We start from the raw sequence: 24,147 nt of genomic DNA on the forward strand, positions 1-24,147 counted from the left end.
GTGTTTATACTGTGGTTACAATTTATAGGTGGTTTGTTTGATTTTATGAGTAATACAAAAGATATCGCCCAGCGTTTTAGCTTTGATGACACAGCAGTTAGAGGAGAGATAGTCTCGCTTGAGGATAGCTATCAGCAGGCACTGGCAAACCATGATTATCCTCCTGTTATTCGGCAGCTGCTAGGAGAGCTGATTGCATCGGCTATTTTGCTAAGCTCAACTTTAAAGTTTGAAGGTACCTTAACATTGCAGGCTCGAAGCGAAGGCTCTGTGACGTTATTGATGGCCGAGTGTAATGAAAAGCGCCAATTTCGGGCCGTGGCAAGCTGGAAAGAAGATGTTAATAATGAGACAGAATTATCTAGTTTGATGCCTAACGGGGTGCTTTCAATTACCGTGGATCCTAAGGGTAAGAAACGATACCAAGGGGTCGTTTCTACTAATGGAGTGACTTTAGCTGACTGCTTAGCTAACTATTTCAAACAATCTGAGCAACTGGCTACACGGTTTTGGGTGTTTTCTGACCAGAGTCGTGTGTCAGGAATGCTTTTACAAGCGCTTCCAGATAATAATTCCGAAGAGCAGCAAGAGGCATGGCAACGAATAAACTGCTTAGCTGATACGATTACTGCAGAGGAATTGCTCAGCCTTGAAATTAAAGACGTGTTGCATAGACTGTTTCATGAAGAAAATGTCAGGCTTTATGAGCCTCACCCTGCCGAATTCAAGTGCAGCTGTTCAAAAGAGCGTACAGCAAAAGCACTACTCACCTTGGGCTATGCTGAGGTAACCCACATTCTCCAAGAACAGCAACAGGTTAGTATGGACTGCCAGTTTTGTGGTGCACATTATGAGTTTTCTGCTCCAGAGGTAGAACAGCTGTTTGATGCACCTGATGGTGATGGTGCAGCACCCGTTGTACATTAAATGCTTCAGTTACTTATAGCCTGAAATTATCATTATGCTTGAGCAAATAAAGTAGCCGCAATTTTTTCAAAGAAGGTTAATTTTTATCATTCAGTATGATGTGGTAAACAACGTGTTATAAACAAATGTGTGAGCTTTGATCAGTTTGAAATTCGCTCACATCGTGAATATTTGGCATAATTGCGCTCCCTAGAATGCAGCACTAGGACTATACAATAAAATGAACACTACTAAAGACCAGTTTTTTAGAGATGTTCTTAATAGACTTTGCTAGGTGTACTAATTAATAGCAAAGTCTGAACACACAGGATTGATTAACTAGCTGTTATCTGGTCAAAACACGCTTAGCTTTTATAAGAGCGCTACAAATCAGATAACAAAAAAGACTTCGGTTTTTTATAAACCGGCGAGGTATTGACGAATGACAGAGACCCAGACGGGCAGTACAACTTATAGTGATTTAAGTGCTGCTCAATTAACTGAGCTTGCAATTAAGCGGGGAGAGGGCCAGTTAGCAGCAAATGGCTCATTGGTTGTAGCTACAGGTACTCGTACCGGCCGTTCGCCGAAAGATCGATTTATTGTCCAAGAGCCAAGCACTTCTGATGCAATTGCTTGGGGCAATATCAACCGACCTTTTCCAGCTGATAAGTTTGATGAGCTATGGGAGCGAGTCGCTGACTTTTTAGCGAGTCGTGACCAGTTTGAGCAGCATCTGCATGTGGGGGCTGATCCTGAGCACTATTTACCTGTGGTCATGACAACAGAAACTGCCTGGCATAACCTGTTTGGTCGTAACCTGTTTGTTCGTCCTGAAGAATATAACCCTAAAGCTAAAGAAACCTGGCAGATTCTTAATGTGCCAAGCTTTGAGTGTTCACCTGAGCGGGATGGCACTAATTCTGATGGTGCAGTTATCATTAATTTCGCTAAGCGGAAAGTATTGCTGGCAGGTATGCGTTATGCCGGCGAAATGAAAAAAGCCATGTTCTCGGTACAAAACTTTTTATTACCAGAAAAAGATGTACTGCCAATGCATTGTTCAGCCAATGTGGGTGAAGATGGCGAAACCTGCTTGTTTTTTGGTTTGTCTGGCACTGGAAAAACCACCTTGTCTGCAGATGAAAGCCGCTTCTTGATTGGTGATGATGAACATGGTTGGGGCAAGGGCACCGTATTTAATATCGAAGGCGGTTGCTACGCTAAGTGCATTAACTTAAGCCAAAAAAATGAGCCGGTTATTTGGAATGCCATACGTTTTGGCGCAATTGTTGAAAACGTAATGATTGATGAGCAAACCCGGCTACCGGATTACACTGACGTTTCTTTAACAGAAAACAGTCGTTGTGCTTACCCATTAGAGCATGTTGAAAAACGTGTGGATATCAATCGTGCTGGTGAGCCAAATGCAATTATCTTTTTAACCTGCGATATGACAGGCGTTTTACCACCGGTTTCTATCTTATCGAAAGAAGCAGCGGCTTATCACTTTTTGAGTGGCTATACCGCACTGGTAGGCTCTACTGAAATGGGTGGCGGCAAAGGCTTAAAATCAACCTTTTCAACTTGCTTCGGCGCGCCTTTCTTCCCTCGCCCCGCTAGCGTATATGCTGAATTATTAATGAAGCGAGTCCAGGAATTTGGTAGCCGGGTCTACTTAGTCAACACAGGTTGGACTGGCGGAGCCAATGGTAAAGGTGGTGAGCGTTTCAGCATTCCAATCACTCGGGCAATTATTAGTGCAATACAAACAGGTGCCTTGGTTGATGTTGAAACTACACGGCTGCCGTTACTAAACTTGGAAATTCCTGTTGAAGTGCCAGGGGTTGAGACTCGCCTGTTGAATCCAAAAGATACCTGGGCTGACCCAGCTGCTTACGATGAAGCAGCAAAAGACCTGGCGAATCAGTTTATTGAAAACTTCACTAAGTTTGATGTAACTGAAGCCATAAAAGAAGCAGGCCCTCAGTTAGAAGACTAATCCTTCTTCCCCCTTCACTTTTTCAAGAGTAGGGTGACTCAAAAGTTGGGAAAAATGGAGTGATGGGGTGTTCTGGAACTGCTGTCGGGAGCAGCTAAAGCGCTAAAGGCCATGGATGGCCTTGTAGAGTGGTGGAAGAATATCCTATTGCTCCATTTTTAATTTCCCAAGCTTTTTGGGGCACCCTACCAACATATCCCCGCTAGCTTCATAAACTATTTGTGATAAGCCCAACAAAAGATAATGTAAGGTTGTTTTTGTATTTCTCGAAAAGCAACAAATCATAGGTATAATCTGACTTATGTGTACAACGTATAAAACAGGTTATTCATGCAAAGTATATTTGAGCGTATCGCTGAAGAACTCGAGGTAAGATCACAACAAGTTGCGGCAGCGGTCGCTTTATTAGATGAGGGTGCAACTGTCCCTTTTATTGCTCGTTACCGAAAAGAAGTCACAGGGGCACTAGACGACACCCAGTTACGTAACCTTGAAGAGCGCTTACGCTATCTTCGTGAGTTAGAAGATCGAAGAGAAACCATTTTAAGAAGTATTGAAGATCAAGAAAAACTCACACCTGAACTCGCCAAGGCGATTAAAGACGCTGACACTAAAACCCGCCTGGAAGATCTTTATCTCCCCTATAAACCCAAGCGCCGAACCAAGGCACAAATTGCTATTGAAGCCGGGCTTGAGCCATTGGCTGATAAACTATTAGCAAACCCTGAGCTCAATCCTGAGCAAGAAGCCCAAGACTTTTTAAACCCAGAAGCTAAAGTAGAAGACGCTAAAGCTGCACTTGATGGTGCCAAATATATTTTAATGGAGCGCTTTAGTGAAAATGCAGAGTTACTTGGTAAGTTACGTACTTTCTTATGGGACGATGGTACCGTATCAGCCCGAGTGGTTGCTGGTAAAGAAAATGAAGGTGCTAAATTCAGCGATTATTTTGAGCATGATGAGCCGTTACAAAAAATGCCGTCCCATCGTGCCTTGGCTATTTTCCGTGCCCGTAATGAAGGTATTTTACAGTTCAGTATTGTAGTAGGTGACCAAGAAGACAAAACAGCGACCAGTCCATGCGAAGTGATGATTGCTGATTTTTGGCAGCTAGAAGACAAAGGTCGTCCAGCTGATACTTGGCTGAAGGAAGTAGTGCGCTGGACCTGGCGGGTAAAACTATTAACCCACTTAGAAACTGAGCTAATGGGGCAGGTAAGAGAGTCGGCAGAAGAAGAGGCCATCAAAGTATTTGCTGATAATCTACATGACTTATTGCTGGCAGCCCCAGCAGGCCCTCGTTGCACTATTGGCCTGGACCCTGGCTTGCGGACTGGTGTAAAAGTTGCTGTTGTAGACAGTACCGGCAAATTAGTTGATCACACCACCATATTTCCTCATGCCCCACAACACCAGTGGGATCGTTCTATTAGTGTATTGGCAGCTCTGTGTGCTAAGCATAAAGTAGACTTAGTCAGCATTGGTAATGGTACTGCTTCCCGTGAAACCGATAAACTGGCAGGTGAAGTGATGAAGCGTTACCCAGAGCTGAAGCTTACCAAAATCATGGTGAGTGAAGCTGGGGCTTCGGTTTATTCTGCATCAGAGCTAGCTGCAAAAGAATTTCCTGATTTAGATGTTTCCTTCCGTGGGGCAGTCTCAATTGCCCGAAGGCTACAAGATCCATTAGCAGAGCTAGTAAAAATAGACCCTAAATCCATTGGTGTTGGCCAATATCAACATGATGTCAGCCAAGTAAAATTAGCTCGCTCACTGGATGCAGTGGTTGAGGACTGTGTAAACGCAGTAGGTGTTGATGTAAATACAGCTTCTGCTCAACTGCTTACCCGTGTATCAGGTTTAAACCAAACTATTGCTACCAATATTGTGCAATTCAGGGATGAAAATGGTGCCTTTAATAAGCGTAGCGACTTAAAGAAAGTACCAAGATTGGGCGCAAAAACTTTTGAGCAAGCGGCAGGCTTTTTAAGAATAATGAATGGTTCAAACCCGCTTGATGCTTCTAGTGTTCACCCAGAAGCTTACCCTGTGGTTAAGAAAATTGCAGAAAGTAGTGCCAAGGATGTCAAAGCTATTATTGGTGACAGCCAGTTTTTAAAACAACTTAACCCCGCAAATTTTACAGATGAAACCTTTGGTATTCCAACCGTAACTGACATTATTAAAGAGCTTGATAAGCCCGGGCGTGATCCAAGGCCAGAGTTTAAAACGGCAGAATTTAAAGAAGGCGTAGAAACCCTGGCAGACTTGAAGCCAGATATGATTCTGGAAGGGGTCATTACTAATGTGACTAACTTTGGAGCATTTGTAGATATTGGCGTTCACCAGGATGGTTTAGTGCATATCTCTGCGCTGTCCAATGAGTTTGTCAAAGACCCGCGTGAGGTCGTAAAGGCTGGTGATATTGTTAAAGTCAAAGTTATGGAAGTGGATATTCCAAGAAAGCGTATCGGACTGTCTATGCGCTTAACTGATTCGGCAACTGACACTCAGGCACAAAAGCAACAGTCGACTAAAGGTAACAGACAGTCGCAACCAAAAAATAAGTCTGGGGGGCAAAAAGGTAAAGGTAGTCAATCAAGTGGTGGAACATTTGCCGACCTGTTTGCGAATGCAAAAACACTACGGAAAAAGTAGAGCTGTAATACTTAAATTAATGCTCTCCCTAGCTTTCACTCCACTCCCTTTGAAGGGTGTCGCAAAAGCAGGGAAATAGGGAGTGATAGGGCGGTGGAAGAATACCCTATCACTTCATATTTATTCTCCATTACTCTTGTTGCGACAGAAGGCTAGTAACTAATCCTGGTGGTAAGTAGAATTTTGCTATTCTTGAACAAAATCGTTAGTCTGCATGTAATAAACTTGAGTAACTGTAATTGTAATATAGAGAGCACTTAGACTTTTGCATACTGGTAAAAACGCTTTACTTTACTGACAATCAAGTAAGCTCTGTATAGTGGTGTTGTTTATTACTTTTAATTGAAGGAAGTAGCGCTTTGACTACTAAGTATCAGGCAAGTCTTGCAGTATTAGGTCAAAAAGACAATATACAATTATTGACGCAGCTTCAACATGGCATTGAAAAAGAAGGTCTGCGGACTGATATGGCTGGTTACTTATCTCAACAGCCTCATCCTGACCAGCTGGGCTCAAAATTAACCCATCCTTATATAACTACTGACTATTCAGAAGCTTTGCTGGAGTTTATTACGCCTGTTTATCAAAACCCAGCAGATGCTTTACATTTTCAACACCAGCTACACCAATACACCTACCAACATTTAGATGCTGAATTGTTGTGGGTAAATAGCATGCCTTGTCTGCTAGGTTCGGATGAAGAAATACCGATTGCTTATTATGGTGACTCTAACCTGGGTAAAATGAAGTATGTTTATCGGGAAGGTTTAGCGCACCGTTATGGTAAAGCAATGCAAACAATAGCGGGTATTCACTATAATTTTTCATTGCCGTCGGAATTATGGGAATTATTAAAAGAAAAAGAGATGCCAGGGCTAACGTTAGATGATTACCAATCTACAAAATATTTTGCCATGATTCGTAATTTTCGTCGCTATGCCTGGTTGTTGATGTATTTATTTGGTGCTTCACCTGCAGTCAGTAAAAATTTCTTAAGAAATGGGAAGCATGGCCTGCAATCACTTAATCATGAGACGCTGTATTTACCCTATGCAACATCTCTTCGCATGAGTGATTTAGGCTACCAAAATAATGCTCAGGCTAGTTTGAATATATGCTACAACACTTTACCGAGTTATGTAGATACTATTAGTAAGGCAATAAAAACTCCTTACCCCAAATATGAACAAATTGGAGTTGAAGTTAATGGGCACTACCGGCAATTGAACTCTAATTTATTACAAATAGAGAATGAATATTATAGTCCGGTTAGGCCAAAAAGAATTACTCAGTCAGGTGAGCATCCTATTGATGCGTTGGCTGATAAGGGAGTGGAGTATGTTGAAATTCGCTGTATGGATTTAAATCCTTTTGCTCCATTAGGTATTGATTTAACTACCAGTCATTTTTTAGATACCTTTTTAACTTATTGTGCCTTAGCGGATAGCCCAGATATTGATCTGCAAGAATGCAAAGCCATTCAGCACAATTTTGATCAAACAGTTGTTGAAGGGCGTAAGCCTGAACTAACCCTGATAAAACAAGATAAACCCATTCAATTAACTGACTGGGCCAAGCAACTGTTAACGGAGCTAATACCAGTAGCAGAGCTGCTGGATAGTGCCTGGGGAAGTAACAATCACAAAGTAGCTATTGAAGAGCAGCTAACGAAAATAGAAGACAGTAGTCTGACACCTTCGGCCAAAGTAATAGCAGAATTACAACAAAGCCAATCCAGTTTTAATGAGTTTGGTATTAGCGTTGCCAAACAGCATGCAGATTATTTTTTAGGGACTTCATTGTGTAGTAAACGCCAAAATTACTTTAATGCGTTAACTCAGCAGTCTTGGGCAGATCAACGCCATTTGGAAACTAAAGACTCACAAAGTTTTCCTGAGTTTTTGGCAGACTACTTTCGTGCCTCCCCAACTAGTACCGCATCTTGTAAATAATTAGCATTTAAAGGCCAGCCTAAAGGGGGGATTTCAAATCCATTCGGGCTGCGCCACCTTCAGATGGGCAGATGGGTAAAAATGCATAGCAGAGTCAGTGGAATATTGAGTTTTGTGATGGCTGTCACGCTGCTTAGTTTATAAAAGCACTATAACTAAAAGTATAACTACACCACTGGTTGTGATGTAACAGATTGCGGCAAAACAGACAGTCGTGTAACAGGTTATCTAGTTAACAAAATATGCGACACCCCCTGTGTAGGGTGGAGTTGTATAGTTGATATCATCAATAGATAAGCTGTGAGTAGAGACTTAAATAAATATACAAATAAGCAAAAGTTAGAGTGTATGTAGCGCTTTATTATTACCCTAAAGCAATATACCCAGGGCGGCAGATATGACTAAAAAGGAAGCGCCAGATCAGTCTGATACCAGTGAGATGGGGGAGTGCTCGCTGGATGATTTAACAAATGCATACCAACAAGGCTACCAGGCAGGTATTCGCACAATTTTTAATCTTCCACCCTATCAGCATAAAAGGCTGGCAGCTGCATGGCTGGCAGGGTTTGATGATGGTTTACATCAGTATGAGTTAAGTATCTCTGCTGCTTAGTAGCTTCACTATGCAGATAAGCGTTAGCAAGTTAGTGGACGATCTCTTGAGGTTAGCGCTGCACCACAAATGATGTAAACAACAGGTCATCAACAATAGGTTTGCCTTCCTCTTCTTTGAGACGGTCTTGGATAATTTTTAATGCTTCTTGTCGTAAGCTTTCTTTCCCTTCGGCGTTGCTTATATCCTTATCAAGTTGGCGGCTAAACAATAACACCAAGCCATCACGCAATAGCGGCATGTGCTGCTCAACTTTTGTAACGGCATCTTTACCATACACGCGAACGGATATATCTGCTTTTAAATATTTTAGTCGGTTTTTTATCTCACCGTAGTTCACCACAAATGAGGGTTTAAGTTCAATGTATTCTACGGCCCCTTTCTCATCACCTTCTTCAGCAGTGCTATGGTGACTAATTAAACATAAGCTTATAAACAAAAAATTGATAAAAAAAAGCGCTTTTTTAAGCATAAACCCACCTTGGTTATGCAATAAGTGAACTTACTGTGTTGGTGGCGCTCTACAACAAGAAATGTGGCCCTTGCATATCGTATTTCTCTACACTAGTGTAGCTCTATTTTAACCATTAGGTGTCTTAAGGCGGGAGCAATTATCTATGACACTACCTAAGTCCAGACTTTTATTTTTGCTTGCTTTAGCTGTTTGTTTGGCGCTACTTGGAGGGGCTTTGTATATGCAGCATGGTCTTGGTTTGGAGCCTTGTCCAATGTGCATCATGCAGCGAATCGTCTTTATGGCAATTGCTTTAGTCTGCCTTATAGCTGTGTTGCATGGGCCAGAAAATAAAGGCTATCGTATCTACGGAGGCATTGCCTTACTCTTTTCTGGTTTTGGTGTTGCTTTGGCGTCAAGACAGTTGTGGCTACAGAGCTTGCCAGCGGACCAAGTGCCAGAATGTATGCCCAGTGTTGAATATATGATTGATGTACTACCTTTTACCGAAGTGCTAGGCCACATGCTAACGGGTACCGGTGACTGTGCAAAAGTAGTTTGGGAGTTCTTAGGGTTAAGTATTCCTGGCTGGACTTTAGTTGCCTTTATCTGCTTTACATTATTTTCTTTGGTGGAGGTCTTCAGGCAAAGAGGGCCACGAACTCTCTTTAGCTAAGCTTTCTTCAATTAAACTATCTTCAGTTAAACAACCTTCAGTTAAACACTGGTTTGGTTGTTTAAACGGTTCATCCTACCCCTTGTTTTTTTTAGTTACAAGACGCTTTTTTAATACGATTTTGTCAAGCAAATTTGTCAGTTATCAATCAATTATTTTACTTGCTGCAAAAATCGCTCTGGCCTAATCTAGCGAATATGAGCCAACTCTGCTTAGATGGGGAAGCAGGCTTATAGTGCTGAAGAAAGAAGCTAGTGCTGCCAAGGGTGTGTTTAGTGACCAAGTAAACAGTCTGCTAAATACCAATGGCATGCAGTATTTGCCAACATTAGAAAGCTGGCAACCAAGAAAGTGAGAGCAAAACAGCAACAAAATAGTGGGGTAACAGAAAATGCTTGAGAGTTGTAAAACTGCCAAAGAGCGCTGGGGAGGAGTGTCTGAAATAATCGATCGCTGGTTAAATGAAAGACAAGCGTTGCTAGTAATTTATTGTAAGCTCAGTGGTTTGAATGCTTTTGACAGTGAAGTTGATAGCGAGGTGCTTCCTGAAAAAATCCAAGCATTTTGCCAGATTTTAGTAGACTATATATCTGCTGGTCACTTTGAAGTGTATGAGCAGTTATTAAAAGAAGGCAAAGAGTTTAATGATGGAGGCCTGGAGCTGGCTGGAAAAATTTATCCGAAAATTCAGGCTACTACAGAAATGCTTTTAAACTTCAATGATAAATTTGATACAGCGGCGCATTGTAATGAGCTGATTGATCAATTTCCTTCCCAACTTTCAGTGGTAGGCCAAGCCCTTGAAGAAAGGTTTACTCTGGAAGATCAGCTGATAGAAGTCTTACATAATGCTCATAAGGAGTTAGTGGTTTAGTCCAAAAACAAGCCCACTTTAGTTGTATCAGCTTAGTTATATCAGCTTATAGCAGCAAGCTTATGTTTGGTCGGATAGTTGCCAGTCTGGTGGTAAAATCATGACAATTGGTGAAATTTTTGGGCTTGGAGTCGTGCTATGGAACGAGGCTTTACCATTGGCCAATTGGCAAAAAACTGTAATGTAACAGTTGATACTATTCGCTATTATGAAAAACAAGGCTTATTGCCATCCCCTCATCGAAGAGCTTCGGGGTATCGTATTTATTCCGAGGCAGATACTAACCGCCTACAATTTGTTATTCGTTCGAAAAAGCTTGGGTTTTCATTAAAAGAAATAAAAGAACTGCTTAATTTGAGTCATACACCAGGTCTGGCCAATCAACACCAGCAAATTCATGCTGTTGCAAAAGAAAAGATTATTGATATTGAAAAGCGTGTAGCAGACCTATTACAAATTAAACAAGCTCTTGAGGGGTTGATGAGTGATTGTCACTCTGAAGCAGATACGCCAGAGCATTGCCATTTGTTAAAAGCCATAGCCTTTCACGTCAGTGATGATGAGTGAGATTGAAAACAAAGCGTCCACCTTACCAGATCTTCCCAAAGGATATACTACACTTAAGAGCACCTCTAACCCGTTGCTAACAGATTAAAAGTCAAAACTATCATGCTTTACTGTCAGGCATGGAGCCACATACAACAAACGTTGACTGCTTATAGGCTACAAAGGCTTCCTATTATTATTGCCTGGGTATTGCTGTTGACTGGTTGTACAGGGTCTGACGAAGATAAGTTATGGGAGCTGGCATTACAGGGTTACTATAGCTCAGCACTCTCTGCTGATGGTAGCTATGCAGTCATTGGCTCTATATACCATGGTGGAAGCTGCTGGAAGTTATCTAAAGCCGAACGTCTTTACGACTGGAATCATGCCAAAGGTCAATTAAGTAACTTGGTATCAGTAGGTGTTGCTGGAAATAATTTAGTTGCTGCAACAGTTGATGATTTACGTACCATTGTTCTATGGGAATTAGCAACGGGAAAATCTTTGGCCTATTGGCAAGCACCTGGAGAAGTTTCTAGTCTGAGCCTAACTCAGGATGGTGGGCTAGCTTTCTTGGGGATCAGCAGTGATACACGAGCCATTGTTTTTAATATCAAGCAAGGTGGAATAATTCGTACGGTTGAGCATGAAGATAGAGTGAATGATGTTGCTATTTCAGCTAGCGGTGATTTAGGAATAACAGGTTCTGATGATTTTACGGCTAAATTATGGAATTTAAATACCGGTGAAATGCTACATAGTTGGGATTTAGGAAATAAAATTACCACAGTTGAGCTATCGTCTGATGGTTTTTACGCTTTTATTAGTGCCCAAAGTGGTCTGGCGCAAATCAGAGAAACTGGATCTGGTAAATTAGTTCATGAGCTAAATGAGTATGTACATTGGATGCAGCGTGGTGATACCTATACCAGCGCCAGGTTTTCTTTGGACTCGTCGCAACTATTAACTGGATCTAATAATCGTGAAATTAAGCTTTATCGAGTTAAGGATAAAAAAATTCTAAAACGTTGGACTGTATCCAAAAGAAGTTGGTGGCTACCAACGGGGGTGGCTCTGCAGTCTGTAGCATTTGGAGAAAAAACAGGGACTTATTATGCGTTAGGATCAAACGGTTATGCTTATTTGTTAAAAAAATAAGCAAGCTGTCATAAAAACCACCACTTTTTAACTCATTATTCATTATCAAGTGGTAGTTTTTATCTGAATATCAGTTATTTCTTAATATCTACCAGCTCAACTTTAAATACTAACAACTCATTTGGTCCAATCTTAGGAGGGAAACCGCCTGGACCATAAGCCAGCTTTGACGGGATATAAAGCTCCCACTTAGATCCTTTTCCCATCAGTTGTAAGGCTTCGGTCCAGCCTGGAATAACTTGTTTTACACCAAAGCTTGCTGGTTCTTTGCGCTCATAAGAGCTATCAAATATGCTGCCGTCTAGAGTGCGTCCCTCATAGTGAACAACAACTGTGCTTTCTGCTTTAGGCTTTTCACCTTTTCCAGCTGTTAATACTTTATATTGCAGCCCAGATTCAGTTGATTTTATGCCATTCTTTTTCGCATTTTCTTTTAAGAAATCATCACCGCGTTTGCGGTTGGTTTCAGCTTTAGCTGCGTATTCTTTTTGAGCAGCTTGAGCCTTTTCTTGTTGGGCTTTTTGAATCAATGCCATCAACTCTTTTTGAGGAATAGCAGGCTCTTTTCCTTGAATAGAATCTTCAACGCCTTTTGCTAAGGCTTTGACATCGACTGAATCAAAATCAGCTTTCAGTCTTTCACCCAAGATAACCCCTAGGCCATAGCTTAATTTTTGTTTTTCATCCTTTAGCTCGACAGCTTTAGATTCTGCGATAGCAACTACAGAAGTGGATGCTAGCAGAATGCCAGCGGCAAGCATTTTAAATTTCATTGTCATCTCTTTATCTCATTACATTATTACTATTGACCACCATGATCACTACGACTAATCATTCTGTGATCAATCATGCCTCTATGACCTAGCGCTACTCTTACCTAGGGTTTGTATTGACCTAGGGTTTGTACTGTCCCCTGTGGTTTGAGTATGGGGTGGTCAACTCCTTCGCTCAAACCATATCTTGCCTTTGAGTCGCAGTAAAGGCAAAAGTTCGGCTGCAGAGGTTATCTTAATAACCGGTAAGCGTGCTTTAATTAAGAATCAATCAGGCAGCCGTACTTAATTCTTCATATAGAAGACAGAACTCCTGGGTAACTTTGTGTTTCGGCTCAAAGTGAATAAGTGGAGTTGAAGCTTGATGAGACTCTTTCACTTTTACTGAAGTAGAAATATAAGCGTTTAATACTGGTAATTGTTCAACAATTAGCTCATCAACCAGTTGTTGAGGTAACTTGGCTCGTGGTTGAAACTGGTTGACGATAATTCCCTCAACTATTAATTTTTCGTTGTGGTCTGTCTGGGTTTCCGTAACATTTGCTAATAAATCAGTTAGCGCTTGGCGGGAAAACTGGTCGCAGTCAAACGGAATTAAGCAATTATCAGCAGCAATCAAGGCTGATAATGTATAAAAGTTGAATGCTGGTGGAGTATCTATATAAACCTCATCAAAATAGGGTTCAAGCCGGTCAATCCCTTCTTTAAGTTTGTATATTTTATGCCGGGTTTCTAGTTTATGTTGTAGTTCGCTTAAGTGCATTGCTGCGGGAACTAACTGTAAATTAGGGTAGTTAGTTTTTAAGGTGTAATCCTTGAGGTTTAGGCCGCCTAAACTGAAGGATAAGCTCTGCTCAAAAAAGTTTGCTACAGTAGATAGGCTACTGTTGTATTGGTGTCCAAGTAAGTAACAAGAAGAATTTCGTTGGCTATCTAAGTCAATGAGTAACACTCGTTTACCTTGGGCTGCAGCTATAGCGGCAAGATTACAGGCAATAGTTGATTTTCCTACGCCTCCTTTTTGATTAAAAACTACTCGCTTGATCATGAAGGGCCCTCGCAATAGTCAGGTATGAAAGCTGGCAGGGGTACAGAAAATTGCCCCTACTAAGAACAAGTATTGACCAAATTTGTTGCAAAATGATTGTTATCTTGCAATTGGTTGTCTGTTAAAAGGCAACTGAGTTATATAAGTATTGACTATTAATGGTTTGAAGTATATTTAGTCAGGCTTCTATCGCTTAATGAGCTAAATTATTGCTAGTACTTGAGTAGGATTAATGAGTAGACGATAGGGGCTTCTTGATATTTTGGTTTACAGGGCGCTAGTCCGTTTCAGGCAGCAGTTTAGTGTATTGTCTGGCTGGTTTCTAATACCCAGCACGTTGGGTATATATAGTGAATATTAAACATAGGCAGAGATATCCCAATTGAATGAAGGCTATTACAGGACTCATGTGGCAGTTTTCTCATTAAAGATTTGCAGTTGAGGATTAATTTTCGATAAGCTAGCAAAAAAATAATATTTTTTTTCCATTAAATATGGATATTAATTGTTTTAATCGTATAATTCTTTTATCCACTTTTCGATGAGGATGTAAAATGCCAGCCAAGAAGCCAGTCAAAAAAAAGGTAACTCAACGGAAAGCTGCTGCTAAGGCGGTTGATCCCGTTATTACAATACAACAGGAAATAGACAAACTGCAGGCTCAGCTTGAAAAAGCAAAAGAGAAACGCCTTGCAGATGCAGAAAAAAATAGCCTTAAAGCTAAAGCACAAATAGCTAAGGTTAAAGCTAAGTATGAGAAAGCAAGAGCTCGCCAAGCAGCTGCTCAGGCAAAAGTTAAGCTGAAGAAGACAGCAACTGCAATTAATCAACTTGAAAAAGCTAAGTTGGCAGTTAGCACAGCTAAAGATGAGCTTGATCAGTTAAAAGCAGCTTTTGACGAGATGAAGCAAATCCAGGCTGAAGCAAAACTGAACGCTAAGTATCAGAAAATACGTGCTAAGGCTTTGGCTGTTGCAGAAAAGGAAATAGCCAAAGAAGAAGCTAAAATAGCTAAAAAAGAAGCTGTAAAAACTGAAAAAACTGCCAAAGCCGTAGCTAGCCGTGGCCCAGGTCGCCCGAAAAAAGCGACTACAGCTGCAGCAACTAGTACCGCTAAGCGTGGTCGTGGTCGTCCGAAAAAAGCGGCAACTGCTGAAGCAGGTACTACCGCTAAGCGTGGCCCAGGTCGTCCGAAAAAAGCCGCAACTGCAGCAGCAGGTACTACCACTAAACGCGGGCGTGGTCGTCCGAAAAAAGCGGCAACTGCAGAAGCAGGTACTACCGCTAAGCGTGGCCCAGGTCGTCCGAAAAAAGCCGCAACTGCTGCAGTAGATACTACAGCCAAACGTGGTCGTGGTCGTCCGAAAAAAGCGGCAGCTGCCACTACTGCAACTACTACTGCTAAGCGTGGCCCAGGTCGCCCGAAAAAAGCCGCAACAGCAGAAGCAGCAGCATCAACTGCTTCCAAGCGAGGTCGTGGTCGCCCTAAAAAAACCGAAACAGCAGAAGCAGCTACTACTGCTAAGCGTGGTCCAGGCCGTCCGAAAAAAGCCGCTAGCACTGAAGCAGGTACTACCGCCAAGCGAGGTCGTGGTCGCCCTAAAAAAGCAGAGACTACAGAGGCTAAAGAAGCAGCACCTCGCCGTCGTGGCCGTCCGCCCAAGAAAAAAGTAGCAGAAGTTGCTGCTCCAGAAGCAACTCAAGAATCACTGTTAGATCAATTAACAGATGAAGCTGGTTTTGAGGTTGTTGAAGCAAAACCGGAAGCTGAAGTGGTTGAGCCAGTTGAAGAAATAGTTGAAGCGGTAGAGCAACCTGTAGCTGAAGAAGAGCCACAAGTAGTAGAACAAGAATCTACGCCTGAAGATAAATCTGATGATTCATCAGACGACAATATCCGTAGTATTTTTGATCCGGCAACAGATCTGTAGTACTGGTCAGGCTTGACTGCCTGTTAAAAGTACTAAAAGCTGAAGCCGTGGCTGGCGAAAATGGGGTAAATAACCCCATTTCGCGTTTTTATTTCTGCCTTTTTGCTGAGATTGTTTGCCAATATTGTATTATTTCGTTAAACCATACTGAAAGAGCTGTTAGTAACTCTTGAAATGGAAATTGATTAATACTATTAAGATAATTTGATGTATTGGTAATAAATAGATCCGCAGGTTTTTTCTGGCTAATATGATCAAGCTCGTTGAAGTGACGGAAAAGAATTTGCTGCTCGTGGTACTCAAAATGTAATTCCATCTGCTTAATTAACTGGTAGAGCAAACTCCCTTCTTCATCTGAACTATAACATTTAAGTTTTTGCCGTAGTTTTCTTATTTGCAACGTATATTCTTGATGCCATTGAGCCAACTGTTGCCACAACTGTAGGCTGTTTTGTTGGCTAAGTTGTTTGTTATTAAGACTACAAAAACTACAAAACAATAAAAAATTAATACTTAACTGCCATTTGTCTTGAAAATGTAAAGCTGTTTTAGCGATTTCAGTTTGTTGGTAAACCGTACATGAAAACTCCCAGAAAGGATTGGTTGTTGTTGAAACTTGAGGAATGGTGTTGAGATTCACTTAAACTCCTAGGTTGAAATTTAGTTGAGAGGTGCCTTTATATAGGTGCATATTCATAACTTTTCTAGGATAATGCTTGGCTATGATCAAGTTGGAAAAAATTTCATTATATCGAGGCCACAAGCAGTTATTGGCTAAAGCCAGTGCAACTATTCATAATGGCCAGAAAGTAGCAGTAATCGGAGCTAATGGCTCTGGTAAGTCAAGTTTTTTTGCAATGTTGCTAGGCCAGCTCACTATTGATAGTGGTGACTTGCTTATGCCGGAAAAAGCAAGTATTGCTCATATGAAGCAAGAGGTAGGAAGTTGTGACCGAGCTGCAGTTGAATATGTTATTGATGGGGATGCACAATTAAGAATATTGCAACAGTCTTTACTACAGGCTGAGCAACAGCAGAACCATCAGCGAGTAGCCCTTATCCATGCTGAATTAGATGCTATCAATGGTTATACGGCACATTATCGAGCCGAGCAGTTATTACAAGGTTTGGGGTTTAGCCCTTCAGACTATACGAAACCAGTAAATACTTTTTCTGGTGGCTGGCAGATCAGGCTGAATCTAGCTCAAGCACTGATGTGTCGTTCAGATATCCTATTATTAGATGAGCCCACTAACCACTTAGATCTAGATGCAATTATCTGGTTGGAAGAGTGGCTGAAACGTTATCAAGGTACTTTATTACTCATCTCTCATGACCGGGATTTTGTAGATAATGTGGTGGGGCAGGTTATTCACTTTGAACAGCAGCAACTTCATAGCTACTCTGGAAACTATTCGGCTTACGAACGAATTAGAGCAGAGCGACTTGCTTTACAGCAATCTTTGTATGAAAAGCAGCAGCGAGAAATTGCTCATCTTGAAAAATTTGTAAATAGATTCAGGGCCAAAGCATCTAAAGCTCGCCAGGCACAAAGCCGGTTAAAAACGTTGGACAAACTAGAGCGAATTGCTCAAGCTCATGTAGATAGCCCATTTTCATTTGATTTTGGCAACAACAGTCGGGTTTCTAATCCTCTACTTCAATTACAGAAAACCGATTTAGGTTACCCTGACAAAACAGTTTTGCACTCAGTTAATCTTAATATTGAACCTGGAGCGAGAATTGGTTTGCTTGGTGCAAACGGAGCGGGTAAGTCGACACTGGTTAAAACCCTTGCAGGCCAGCTGTCTGTCCAGTCAGGACAAAAGCTGGAGGGGCAAAATTTAAAAATAGGCTATTTTGCTCAGCAGCATTTGGATGCCTTAGATATTTCGGCTACTCCTCTTTTGGTAATCCAACGGCTATCGCCCACTGTATCAGAGCAGGCGATTCGAGACTTTTTAGGTGGCTTTAATTTTATAGGTGATCAGGCTGTCGCCACTATTGAAAACTTCTCTGGTGGAGAAAAAGCCCGGTTGGCTTTAGCAGTGATCGCCTGGCAATCGCCAAACTTACTCCTATTGGACGAGCCTACTAACCACTTAGATATTGATATGCGCTTTGCTTTGACGAAAGCCTTACAAGACTTTGACGGCGCAGTGGTATTAGTTTCTCACGACCGCCACTTATTAAATAGCTCAGTAGATGATTTATGGCTGGTGAGTAATGGAGAAGTAAAGCCTTATCAGCAAGACTTATCTGAGTACAGCAAGTGGCTAATAGAGCAGAAGAAAGCACAACAGGCTGCAAAGGTAAGTGATGGCACTGAACATGATCAGCAAGTGCAAGAGAAACCAGTAGGGAAGTCACGAAAGGAGCAAAAACGTGAAGAAGCTGCAATTCGTAGCCAGCTTAGACCTCTTAAGCAAAAAGTAGAGCGGCTTGAAGTCGATATTCATAAAACAGAGCAATCACTTGAAGCATTAAGTGAAACTCTGGGTGATGCGTCTTTATATGAGGAAAAAAATAAAGGGAAATTACGCCAGTTACTGGATGAGCAGAGTCAGCTAAAAAAACAGCAGCAAATATTGGAAGATGACTGGATGATGGCTCAGGAAGAGTTAGAAAACATGACAAAGGAATTGAGCTAAGAGAATCTTTTTTTACGTCAGTCGGCGGAGGGGTATTAGAGATGCCCTTTAGTTTGAATAAAAAACAAGCACTGTTTAATTAATCGTAACAGTGCTTGTTTTAGAAAATTCCATGTAACTACGTCTATTGGCTCGTTAAGTTGCTTAGTAATTGAGCTAAAATACGATCCAAGTCCTGTTTGTCAGGCTTTGTGCCTGTAAGTACTCTCAAACCAGTGATACCTAACATGAGTAACTGGGATAAAATTTTTGGATCTTTTTCTGCTGAAATTTCGCCACACTTTTGTGCTTTTTCAATCATATGACGCAAGCCAGCTTCTATTTGTCTTAAATAACTACTGACTTTTTGATGGATGCCTTCGTCATGGGGAGCTACTTCAAGTAATGTATTTACTAAAAAGCAACCTTTTGACTCATTATCCAGCAAAATGTCAGCAGCTAGTTGTTCAAAGTAAAGCTTTATGGCTGTTAATGGCGAGTCAACTGACTCAAAACAACATACCTGTTTATCCAACCGGCGCTGTGCATAACAGTCAATTGCAGCCATATAAAGGCCACGCTTACTTTTGAAGGCTGCATATAAACTGCCTGGCTTTAAGCTTGTGGCTTCGACCAGATCAGCTACAGAAGTGGCTGTATAGCCAGTATTCCAGAAGACTTCGAGGGCCTGATCAAGGACCTCGTCTCTGTTAAACTCTATAGGACGGCCCATAGAAACCTCATCTTACTTTTGTTGTTCAGACCAAATTTAACTGACATATATACTCTTATCAGTGGATATAGGCTTTATGAGCATGCTTATGCATAACACCTTATTAAAGGAGTTATATTTTTACATAAGTTCAGTCAGTTAATTTCACCTTTACGGTTTGTGGTCATTTAATTATTTATGGTCTACCAAGAGCCCTACACGATCTAAGTCAGTCAACACCTTAATTTAGACAGTACCCTAATTTGTGGTAACACCTCAATTTTATGGCATTATCCATAAATGATGGCTTAGCAATATTCCATACTAGCGATTTGCTAGCACTTCACATTTACATAGCCGTTAGTTCACACTTTATTAAGGAGTGATCATGCAAGACTGATAGGTGGCAAAATTACACGACCTGTGAATGAATTTCTGAGAAACAACCATTAAAAAAAACAGATTAATGTAGTGACTGTACTGAAAATCTTCCAATTTGTTACATGAAGTGTTGTATGGTTGTTTACTTTCTTTTTGAAGGTGAGTTATGTCATTTTAGTCTTGAGATATTGTTGCCAAAATATTTTGTAACTGGCTGCGACTTGTGATGTTGAGTTTTTTATAGGATTGATATAAGTGATTGGCTACTGTTGATGGTGCAACATTTAGTTTGATGGCTATTTGCTTGTAGGAAAACCCTTGGGTCAATAATTGAACAACTTGTTGTTGCCTACAAGATAATTTATCCAGTGCTCCATTTTTTCTAATTGCAACAATTTTCCAAGGGAGCAATGGTTGTATGTATGCGGTAATTTCATTTAACTGAAGTTGCTGTTCACTTGTTGCATTTATGATTTCTGGTAGTTGATGGAAGCTTTGCTGTTTAAATTCATTCGTTAGTAAGGTTAAAAAACCCGGTTGCTGATAGTAAATAAAACCTTTCAAGTCACACAGGGCCAATGAGCAATTGTTGTACTTCTCGGTTTGCTGGCTGCTGGTTACTATACACTCCTTATGTAATTTAGCTGCCTGACGAAGGTGATAACTTAGCCGTGTTTGTAGCTGTTTTTGATGGCTATTATAAGTATGCTCCTGGCGTTTTCGGTAAATGGTTAGTAAGTCAAAGAACCCACTCTTAAAGTTGAAAGCAATGGAACTAAGTGCTCGCTTTAATTGAAAAGGCTGAAAGCAGTCTCGATAGCATGCAGACTGAAAAAAAACTTCATCTGAAATAAAGTCTTTAATATCAATGGGCTGTTCTGCGTGGTGAATCAACGGTGTGAGAATTGGATTCACTGCCCAGTGACTAATCAAGCGATTAGCAAAACTAGCAGGGACACCAACTGTCGTATAAGTGTGAAAGCTCATTGTTGCAATGTGCCCATAACACCAGATTGCAGCATCGGACTCCGTTATTTCAGTTAATTTCGTCAATGAAGAGTGATAAAAGCAACTAGGTGTGGTGTGTAATGCTGCACGATAAAGCTCGCTGATAAATGGTTCCACTGAGTCTGTTAAGTCAAAATCGTTATAGTTCGTTTGGTCATCAAAGGCAGTTGCTGACAGAGTATTTTTAATTTTTTGGTTTTGACTATTAATAGTTTGATGAGCCATAGGCAAAATTTACTATCGACAGTTTATAGTGAAAGTATCACGCTTTATTTATCCAGAAAACTGATTTAGGGATACTAATACTTCTTAGCAGTGCTCTACCTCTACATTAAACTCTTATATCACTACTTATTATGTACAACTACTATGACACGATAATTATTGGTGGTGGATTGGCAGGGTTGGTAACGGCCTATGAACTTTTACGATCTCCATATAAAGGAAGTATTCTTATTGTTGAACAAAACTCAATCAAATATTTAGGTGGGTTAGCGAGGCAGGCTTTTGGTGGGATGTTACTAGTAGATACACCACTACAGAAACTCAATAGGATAAAAGACAGTAAGGAACTGGCTAGCAAAGATTGGCTAAACTTTGCTGAATTTACTGCAGAAGATCACTGGCCTCAGCGATGGGCTGAACACTATATTCAGTCTTCTCCTAAACTATGGGAATGGTTATTATCGCTACAGCTGCGGTTTTTTCCTGTAGTGCAGTGGGTTGAACGAGGTTTGTATACCCCAGGTAACTCAGTGCCCCGCTATCACATATTATGGGGTACTGGTAATAGGCTTATCTTGCAGTTAATGGCTGGTATTAATCAGCAAAATGATACACAACAACTATCAATCAAAGACCAGCAGGTCGTCCAGCACATTAGCCGAGATACATCAGGTGTTTTTGAATTAAATGTAATCGCTGGGTCAGGTGAAGCTGCTCATTATCGTTGCCATTCATTAGTAGTAGCTGCCGGGGGCGTTGCAGGTAATCTTGAGCAAGTTAAAAAACACTGGAGAATTGGCAGTCAGCTAGAGGGCTTGCTTAATGGTTCGCATCCAGCAGCAGATGGGCGTATGCATCACCAAGTGAAACAGCTAGGCGGTAACATTACTCATCTAGATAAAATGTGGAATTATGCTGCAGGTATTCACCATCCAACACCACAGTTTGCTAATCATGGCTTAAGCTTGATTCCTGCAAAATCAGCATTATGGCTCAATGCTAAAGGTGAGCGGATTGGGCCAGAGCCATTAATTACTGGTTATGATACACACTTTTTATGTCAGCAAGTGGCTAAAGAGTCAGCAGGTTATACGTGGCAGGTTTTAAATAAACGAATTGCACTAAAAGAAATTGCTATTTCAGGAGCGGAGCATAATCCGTCGCTACGGGACAGAAGGCTAATCCAGTTTTTACTGGAAAATCTCCGAGGTAATCATCAACTGATAGAATACTTAGTTCAGCAATCGAGTGATGTGGTCATAGCAACTAGTATTACTGAGTTGGCTGATAAAATGAATCAAATATCAAGGAAGCCTGATATAAGTAGTAGCACCTTAAAAAGTACTATTCATTGCTATGATCAAAATATTAATAGAGGCAAGCAGTTTTACAATGATGATCAGTTGCGACGTATAAATCAGCTGCGCACCTGGCGGGGCGATAGAGTAAGAACTTGCCAGATAAAGCCGATTGATGATCCTAAAGCTTATCCTCTCATAGCAATTAAATTGCATTTAATTTCACGAAAAAGTCTTGGTGGCATTCAAACAAATTTAGCTAGTCAGGTATTACAGCAAAACCATCAAGTGACAGAAAACTTATATGCAGTAGGGGAGGCAGCAGGGTTTGGTGGCGGAGGCATGTGTGGAAAACGTTCTTTAGAAGGAACTTTTTTATCTGGATGTATTTTAACAGCAATGAATGCGGCAGCTAATATTACAAAAACACAGTAAAGTGTCCTCAAAGGACTGTTAGTGTGAAATACGTTTAGGGAAGAGTAGAAAAATGAAAAAAACAGGTGCATGGTTGCTAAGGTATGCCTTAGAGCAGCTACAGATTACCTTTACATACGGCATACCTGGTGTGCATAACACAGAAATATATGATGAGTTAGCCAGTTCAAAGCAAATTACCCCTATTTTGGTTACTCATGAAGGTAATGGTGCTTTTATGGCTGATGCATACAGTCGTACTACTGGAAAAGTAGGAGTATTAGTTATTGTACCGGGCGCAGGAGTGACTCAAGCAGCGAGTGGAATTGCCGAAGCTTACCTAGATGGTATCCCCATACTGGTAATTAGTGGGGGTATTCGTAGTCAGGGGGAATTTCACTATCAGCTGCACGATATACGGCAACATGAGTTGTTAGCACCTATTACTAAGGCTACTTTTCATATCCAAAATCATGCAGAAATTATAGAAACACTATATAAAGCTCATGATATTGCTACTACTGGTGAGCCTGGCCCAGTATTTATTGAAATCCCCGTTGATATTCAACTAGAAACAGGTGTTGTGGAAAAAATATCTAACTATCAGCCGTTGTCACCAGCACCACTAACAAATGATACGCTCAAGTCTATTAATACAGCAGCAGCCATGTTGGTTGAGGCTAAACAGCCAGGTATATTTGTTGGTTGGGGGGCGGTGGATGCAGTATCGACAGTACAATCAATCGCTGAATATTTATCAGCACCCGTAGCAACCACATTACAGGGGTTAAGTAGTTTTCCTGCTAATCACTCACTTCATACCGGAATGGGATTTGGACCAGCAGCAGTGCCCGCAGCAGAGGAGGCATTTAACCAATGTGACTGTTTGTTGGCAGTAGGGACACAATTTGCTGAAATAGCCACTGGTAGTTATGGCTTGCCTGTACCAGATAAGCTCATACATGTGGATATCAATCCTCAGGTTTTTAATAAAAACTATCAGGCAGCAGTGGCAATTGAAGGTGATGCGGGACAAGTGTTAGCTGAGCTGTTAGTTGAATTAGAAAAGCTAAGTACACCAAGAAATTATACAGAGTTGGCTGGTAATATTCAGGATAATAAGCAGCGTTATTTAACTGAATGGTTAGCTCATTATAGTAATGAAAGAGTGAATCCTGCTGCTTTATTTAGAGAGCTACGAACATTAGTTGATAACGACACATTTATTATAGCGGATGATGGTAATCATACTTTTTTAACAGCAGAGCTAATGCCTATCTATGAAGGACGGCACTTTATTTCACCCACTGATTTTAATTGTATGGGATATGCAGTTCCTGCGGCTATAGCAGCTAAACTGGCTCACCCAGAACAAATGATTGTTGCTGTGGTTGGTGATGGGGCGCTATTAATGAGCGGTATGGAGTTAACAACGGCCGCTAAATATCAACTGGGTATTATTTGTTTAATATTCAATGATGGTGAGTTGGCACAAATTGCTCAGGCTCAGCAAATACCCTATAACAGAAAAACCTGTACACAGTTGGGAGCAATTCAGTTTGCAGCATTAGCGGTTGCTACAGGTTGTGAATATATACAAATTAAGGGTGAGGATGTAATAGCAGAAAAACTACAGCAAGCACTTGCCCTGGCTAGCGAAAATAAACCAGTAGTCGTTGACATTGCGATTGACTACAGCAAACGCACTCGATTTACCGATGGGGTTGTTACTACTAACTTAAAGAGATTTCCTTTAAAAACACAGTTAAAGATGGTTAGCCGAGCAATTTACCGAAAACTAACAGGTTAGATAAAACGAACACTTAGAATAGCTAATATTTAAGATGGTGGAGTGATTTTCACTACCTGTTTAAGTTAAGGGTGAGCC

At 41.0% G+C, this 24,147-nt stretch carries 19 protein-coding genes; 13 read left to right on the forward strand and 6 right to left on the reverse strand.

Annotated features, from left to right (window positions below; all coding sequences use genetic code 11):
* The first annotated feature begins 45 nt into the window (after positions 1–45).
* From hslO to OQE68_RS12865, 5 genes are all read left to right on the forward strand, one after another.
* On the forward strand, positions 46–927 hold the full coding sequence (gene hslO / locus OQE68_RS12845; protein WP_180570587.1) for an Hsp33 family molecular chaperone HslO: 882 nt from the start codon (positions 46–48) through the stop codon (positions 925–927).
* 421 nt (positions 928–1,348) lie between these two features.
* Positions 1,349–2,908 (forward strand): phosphoenolpyruvate carboxykinase, encoded by a 1,560-nt coding sequence (locus tag OQE68_RS12850; RefSeq protein ID WP_180570588.1) that lies wholly within the window; start codon positions 1,349–1,351, stop codon positions 2,906–2,908.
* Between the two features lie 330 nt (positions 2,909–3,238).
* Positions 3,239–5,566: a Tex family protein gene (locus OQE68_RS12855; RefSeq protein WP_180570589.1), complete on the forward strand. Its 2,328-nt coding sequence runs from the start codon at positions 3,239–3,241 to the stop codon at positions 5,564–5,566.
* Positions 5,567–5,925: 359 nt separating this feature from the next.
* Entirely contained in the window at positions 5,926–7,518 is a 1,593-nt protein-coding gene (gene gshA / locus OQE68_RS12860) for a glutamate--cysteine ligase (RefSeq protein ID WP_180570590.1), read from the forward strand.
* Between the two features lie 397 nt (positions 7,519–7,915).
* A complete protein-coding gene (locus tag OQE68_RS12865) occupies positions 7,916–8,131 on the forward strand; it encodes a ribosome modulation factor (RefSeq protein ID WP_180570564.1) in 216 nt (71 codons plus the stop codon).
* Between the two features lie 52 nt (positions 8,132–8,183).
* Here OQE68_RS12865 and OQE68_RS12870 read toward each other — a convergent pair whose 3' ends face one another.
* Entirely contained in the window at positions 8,184–8,603 is a 420-nt protein-coding gene (locus OQE68_RS12870; protein WP_180570591.1) for a flagellar basal body-associated FliL family protein, read from the reverse strand.
* 145 nt (positions 8,604–8,748) lie between these two features.
* Here OQE68_RS12870 and OQE68_RS12875 point away from each other — a divergent pair, with 145 nt between their 5' ends.
* From OQE68_RS12875 to OQE68_RS12890, 4 genes are all read left to right on the forward strand, one after another.
* Positions 8,749–9,261 carry a disulfide bond formation protein B gene (locus OQE68_RS12875; RefSeq protein ID WP_180570592.1) on the forward strand — a complete coding sequence of 171 codons (513 nt, stop codon included), beginning with the start codon at positions 8,749–8,751 and terminating at the stop codon, positions 9,259–9,261.
* A 391-nt stretch (positions 9,262–9,652) separates the two neighbouring features.
* Complete coding sequence (gene rsd, locus OQE68_RS12880) at positions 9,653–10,135, forward strand: sigma D regulator (RefSeq protein WP_180570593.1); 483 nt, start codon at positions 9,653–9,655, stop codon at positions 10,133–10,135.
* A gap of 138 nt (positions 10,136–10,273) precedes the next feature.
* Complete coding sequence (locus OQE68_RS12885) at positions 10,274–10,702, forward strand: heavy metal-responsive transcriptional regulator (RefSeq protein ID WP_180570594.1); 429 nt, start codon at positions 10,274–10,276, stop codon at positions 10,700–10,702.
* Positions 10,703–10,804: 102 nt separating this feature from the next.
* Positions 10,805–11,839: a WD40 repeat domain-containing protein gene (locus OQE68_RS12890; RefSeq protein ID WP_180570595.1), complete on the forward strand. Its 1,035-nt coding sequence runs from the start codon at positions 10,805–10,807 to the stop codon at positions 11,837–11,839.
* A gap of 74 nt (positions 11,840–11,913) precedes the next feature.
* On the opposite strand, the gene bamJ is transcribed toward OQE68_RS12890, so the two are convergent.
* Entirely contained in the window at positions 11,914–12,612 is a 699-nt protein-coding gene (gene bamJ / locus OQE68_RS12895) for a BamJ family beta-barrel-assembly machinery protein (protein ID WP_180570596.1), read from the reverse strand.
* A 271-nt stretch (positions 12,613–12,883) separates the two neighbouring features.
* A complete protein-coding gene (locus tag OQE68_RS12900) occupies positions 12,884–13,660 on the reverse strand; it encodes a ParA family protein (protein WP_219340168.1) in 777 nt (258 codons plus the stop codon).
* A 554-nt stretch (positions 13,661–14,214) separates the two neighbouring features.
* Between OQE68_RS12900 and OQE68_RS12905 the strand changes: the two genes are divergently transcribed.
* Positions 14,215–15,591, forward strand: coding sequence for a hypothetical protein (locus tag OQE68_RS12905; protein WP_180570597.1), 1,377 nt, complete (start codon positions 14,215–14,217; stop codon positions 15,589–15,591).
* A gap of 88 nt (positions 15,592–15,679) precedes the next feature.
* On the opposite strand, the gene OQE68_RS12910 is transcribed toward OQE68_RS12905, so the two are convergent.
* The gene (locus tag OQE68_RS12910) at positions 15,680–16,231 is read right to left on the reverse strand and encodes a TIGR02444 family protein (protein ID WP_180570598.1); all 552 of its coding nucleotides are present in this window, start codon (positions 16,229–16,231) and stop codon (positions 15,680–15,682) included.
* An 82-nt stretch (positions 16,232–16,313) separates the two neighbouring features.
* Here OQE68_RS12910 and OQE68_RS12915 point away from each other — a divergent pair, with 82 nt between their 5' ends.
* The gene (locus OQE68_RS12915) at positions 16,314–18,242 is read left to right on the forward strand and encodes an ATP-binding cassette domain-containing protein (RefSeq protein ID WP_180570599.1); all 1,929 of its coding nucleotides are present in this window, start codon (positions 16,314–16,316) and stop codon (positions 18,240–18,242) included.
* A gap of 124 nt (positions 18,243–18,366) precedes the next feature.
* Here the strand turns inward: OQE68_RS12915 and OQE68_RS12920 are convergent, their stop codons facing one another.
* Both OQE68_RS12920 and OQE68_RS12925 read right to left on the reverse strand, forming a co-directional pair.
* Positions 18,367–18,954, reverse strand: coding sequence for a TetR/AcrR family transcriptional regulator (locus OQE68_RS12920; protein WP_180570600.1), 588 nt, complete (start codon positions 18,952–18,954; stop codon positions 18,367–18,369).
* 534 nt (positions 18,955–19,488) lie between these two features.
* The gene (locus tag OQE68_RS12925; protein WP_180570601.1) at positions 19,489–20,547 is read right to left on the reverse strand and encodes a helix-turn-helix transcriptional regulator; all 1,059 of its coding nucleotides are present in this window, start codon (positions 20,545–20,547) and stop codon (positions 19,489–19,491) included.
* 131 nt (positions 20,548–20,678) lie between these two features.
* Here OQE68_RS12925 and OQE68_RS12930 point away from each other — a divergent pair, with 131 nt between their 5' ends.
* Complete coding sequence (locus OQE68_RS12930) at positions 20,679–22,280, forward strand: FAD-binding protein (RefSeq protein WP_180570602.1); 1,602 nt, start codon at positions 20,679–20,681, stop codon at positions 22,278–22,280.
* A 52-nt stretch (positions 22,281–22,332) separates the two neighbouring features.
* Positions 22,333–24,069 (forward strand): thiamine pyrophosphate-binding protein, encoded by a 1,737-nt coding sequence (locus tag OQE68_RS12935; protein ID WP_180570603.1) that lies wholly within the window; start codon positions 22,333–22,335, stop codon positions 24,067–24,069.
* Positions 24,070–24,147: the final 78 nt, after the last annotated feature.

Origin of the sequence: Spartinivicinus marinus, from assembly GCF_026309355.1 — a bacterium.
Classification (GTDB): domain Bacteria; phylum Pseudomonadota; class Gammaproteobacteria; order Pseudomonadales; family Zooshikellaceae; genus Spartinivicinus; species Spartinivicinus marinus.

Bases quoted from the DNA above. Each gene is read 5' to 3' on its own strand.
- rsd (WP_180570593.1), top strand. From the start codon at position 9,653: ATGCTTGAGAGTTGTAAAACTGCCAAAGAGCGCTGGGGAGGAGTGTCT.
- OQE68_RS12865 (WP_180570564.1), top strand. From the start codon at position 7,916: ATGACTAAAAAGGAAGCGCCAGATCAGTCTGATACCAGTGAGATGGGG.
- OQE68_RS12885 (WP_180570594.1), top strand. From the start codon at position 10,274: ATGGAACGAGGCTTTACCATTGGCCAATTGGCAAAAAACTGTAATGTA.
- bamJ (WP_180570596.1), bottom strand. From the start codon at position 12,612: ATGAAATTTAAAATGCTTGCCGCTGGCATTCTGCTAGCATCCACTTCT.
- OQE68_RS12900 (WP_219340168.1), bottom strand. From the start codon at position 13,660: ATGATCAAGCGAGTAGTTTTTAATCAAAAAGGAGGCGTAGGAAAATCA.
- OQE68_RS12870 (WP_180570591.1), bottom strand. From the start codon at position 8,603: ATGCTTAAAAAAGCGCTTTTTTTTATCAATTTTTTGTTTATAAGCTTA.
- OQE68_RS12935 (WP_180570603.1), top strand. From the start codon at position 22,333: ATGAAAAAAACAGGTGCATGGTTGCTAAGGTATGCCTTAGAGCAGCTA.
- OQE68_RS12890 (WP_180570595.1), top strand. From the start codon at position 10,805: ATGCTTTACTGTCAGGCATGGAGCCACATACAACAAACGTTGACTGCT.
- OQE68_RS12855 (WP_180570589.1), top strand. From the start codon at position 3,239: ATGCAAAGTATATTTGAGCGTATCGCTGAAGAACTCGAGGTAAGATCA.
- OQE68_RS12930 (WP_180570602.1), top strand. From the start codon at position 20,679: ATGTACAACTACTATGACACGATAATTATTGGTGGTGGATTGGCAGGG.
- OQE68_RS12920 (WP_180570600.1), bottom strand. From the start codon at position 18,954: ATGGGCCGTCCTATAGAGTTTAACAGAGACGAGGTCCTTGATCAGGCC.
- OQE68_RS12915 (WP_180570599.1), top strand. From the start codon at position 16,314: ATGATCAAGTTGGAAAAAATTTCATTATATCGAGGCCACAAGCAGTTA.
- hslO (WP_180570587.1), top strand. From the start codon at position 46: ATGAGTAATACAAAAGATATCGCCCAGCGTTTTAGCTTTGATGACACA.
- OQE68_RS12850 (WP_180570588.1), top strand. From the start codon at position 1,349: ATGACAGAGACCCAGACGGGCAGTACAACTTATAGTGATTTAAGTGCT.
- OQE68_RS12875 (WP_180570592.1), top strand. From the start codon at position 8,749: ATGACACTACCTAAGTCCAGACTTTTATTTTTGCTTGCTTTAGCTGTT.
- OQE68_RS12905 (WP_180570597.1), top strand. From the start codon at position 14,215: ATGCCAGCCAAGAAGCCAGTCAAAAAAAAGGTAACTCAACGGAAAGCT.
- OQE68_RS12925 (WP_180570601.1), bottom strand. From the start codon at position 20,547: ATGGCTCATCAAACTATTAATAGTCAAAACCAAAAAATTAAAAATACT.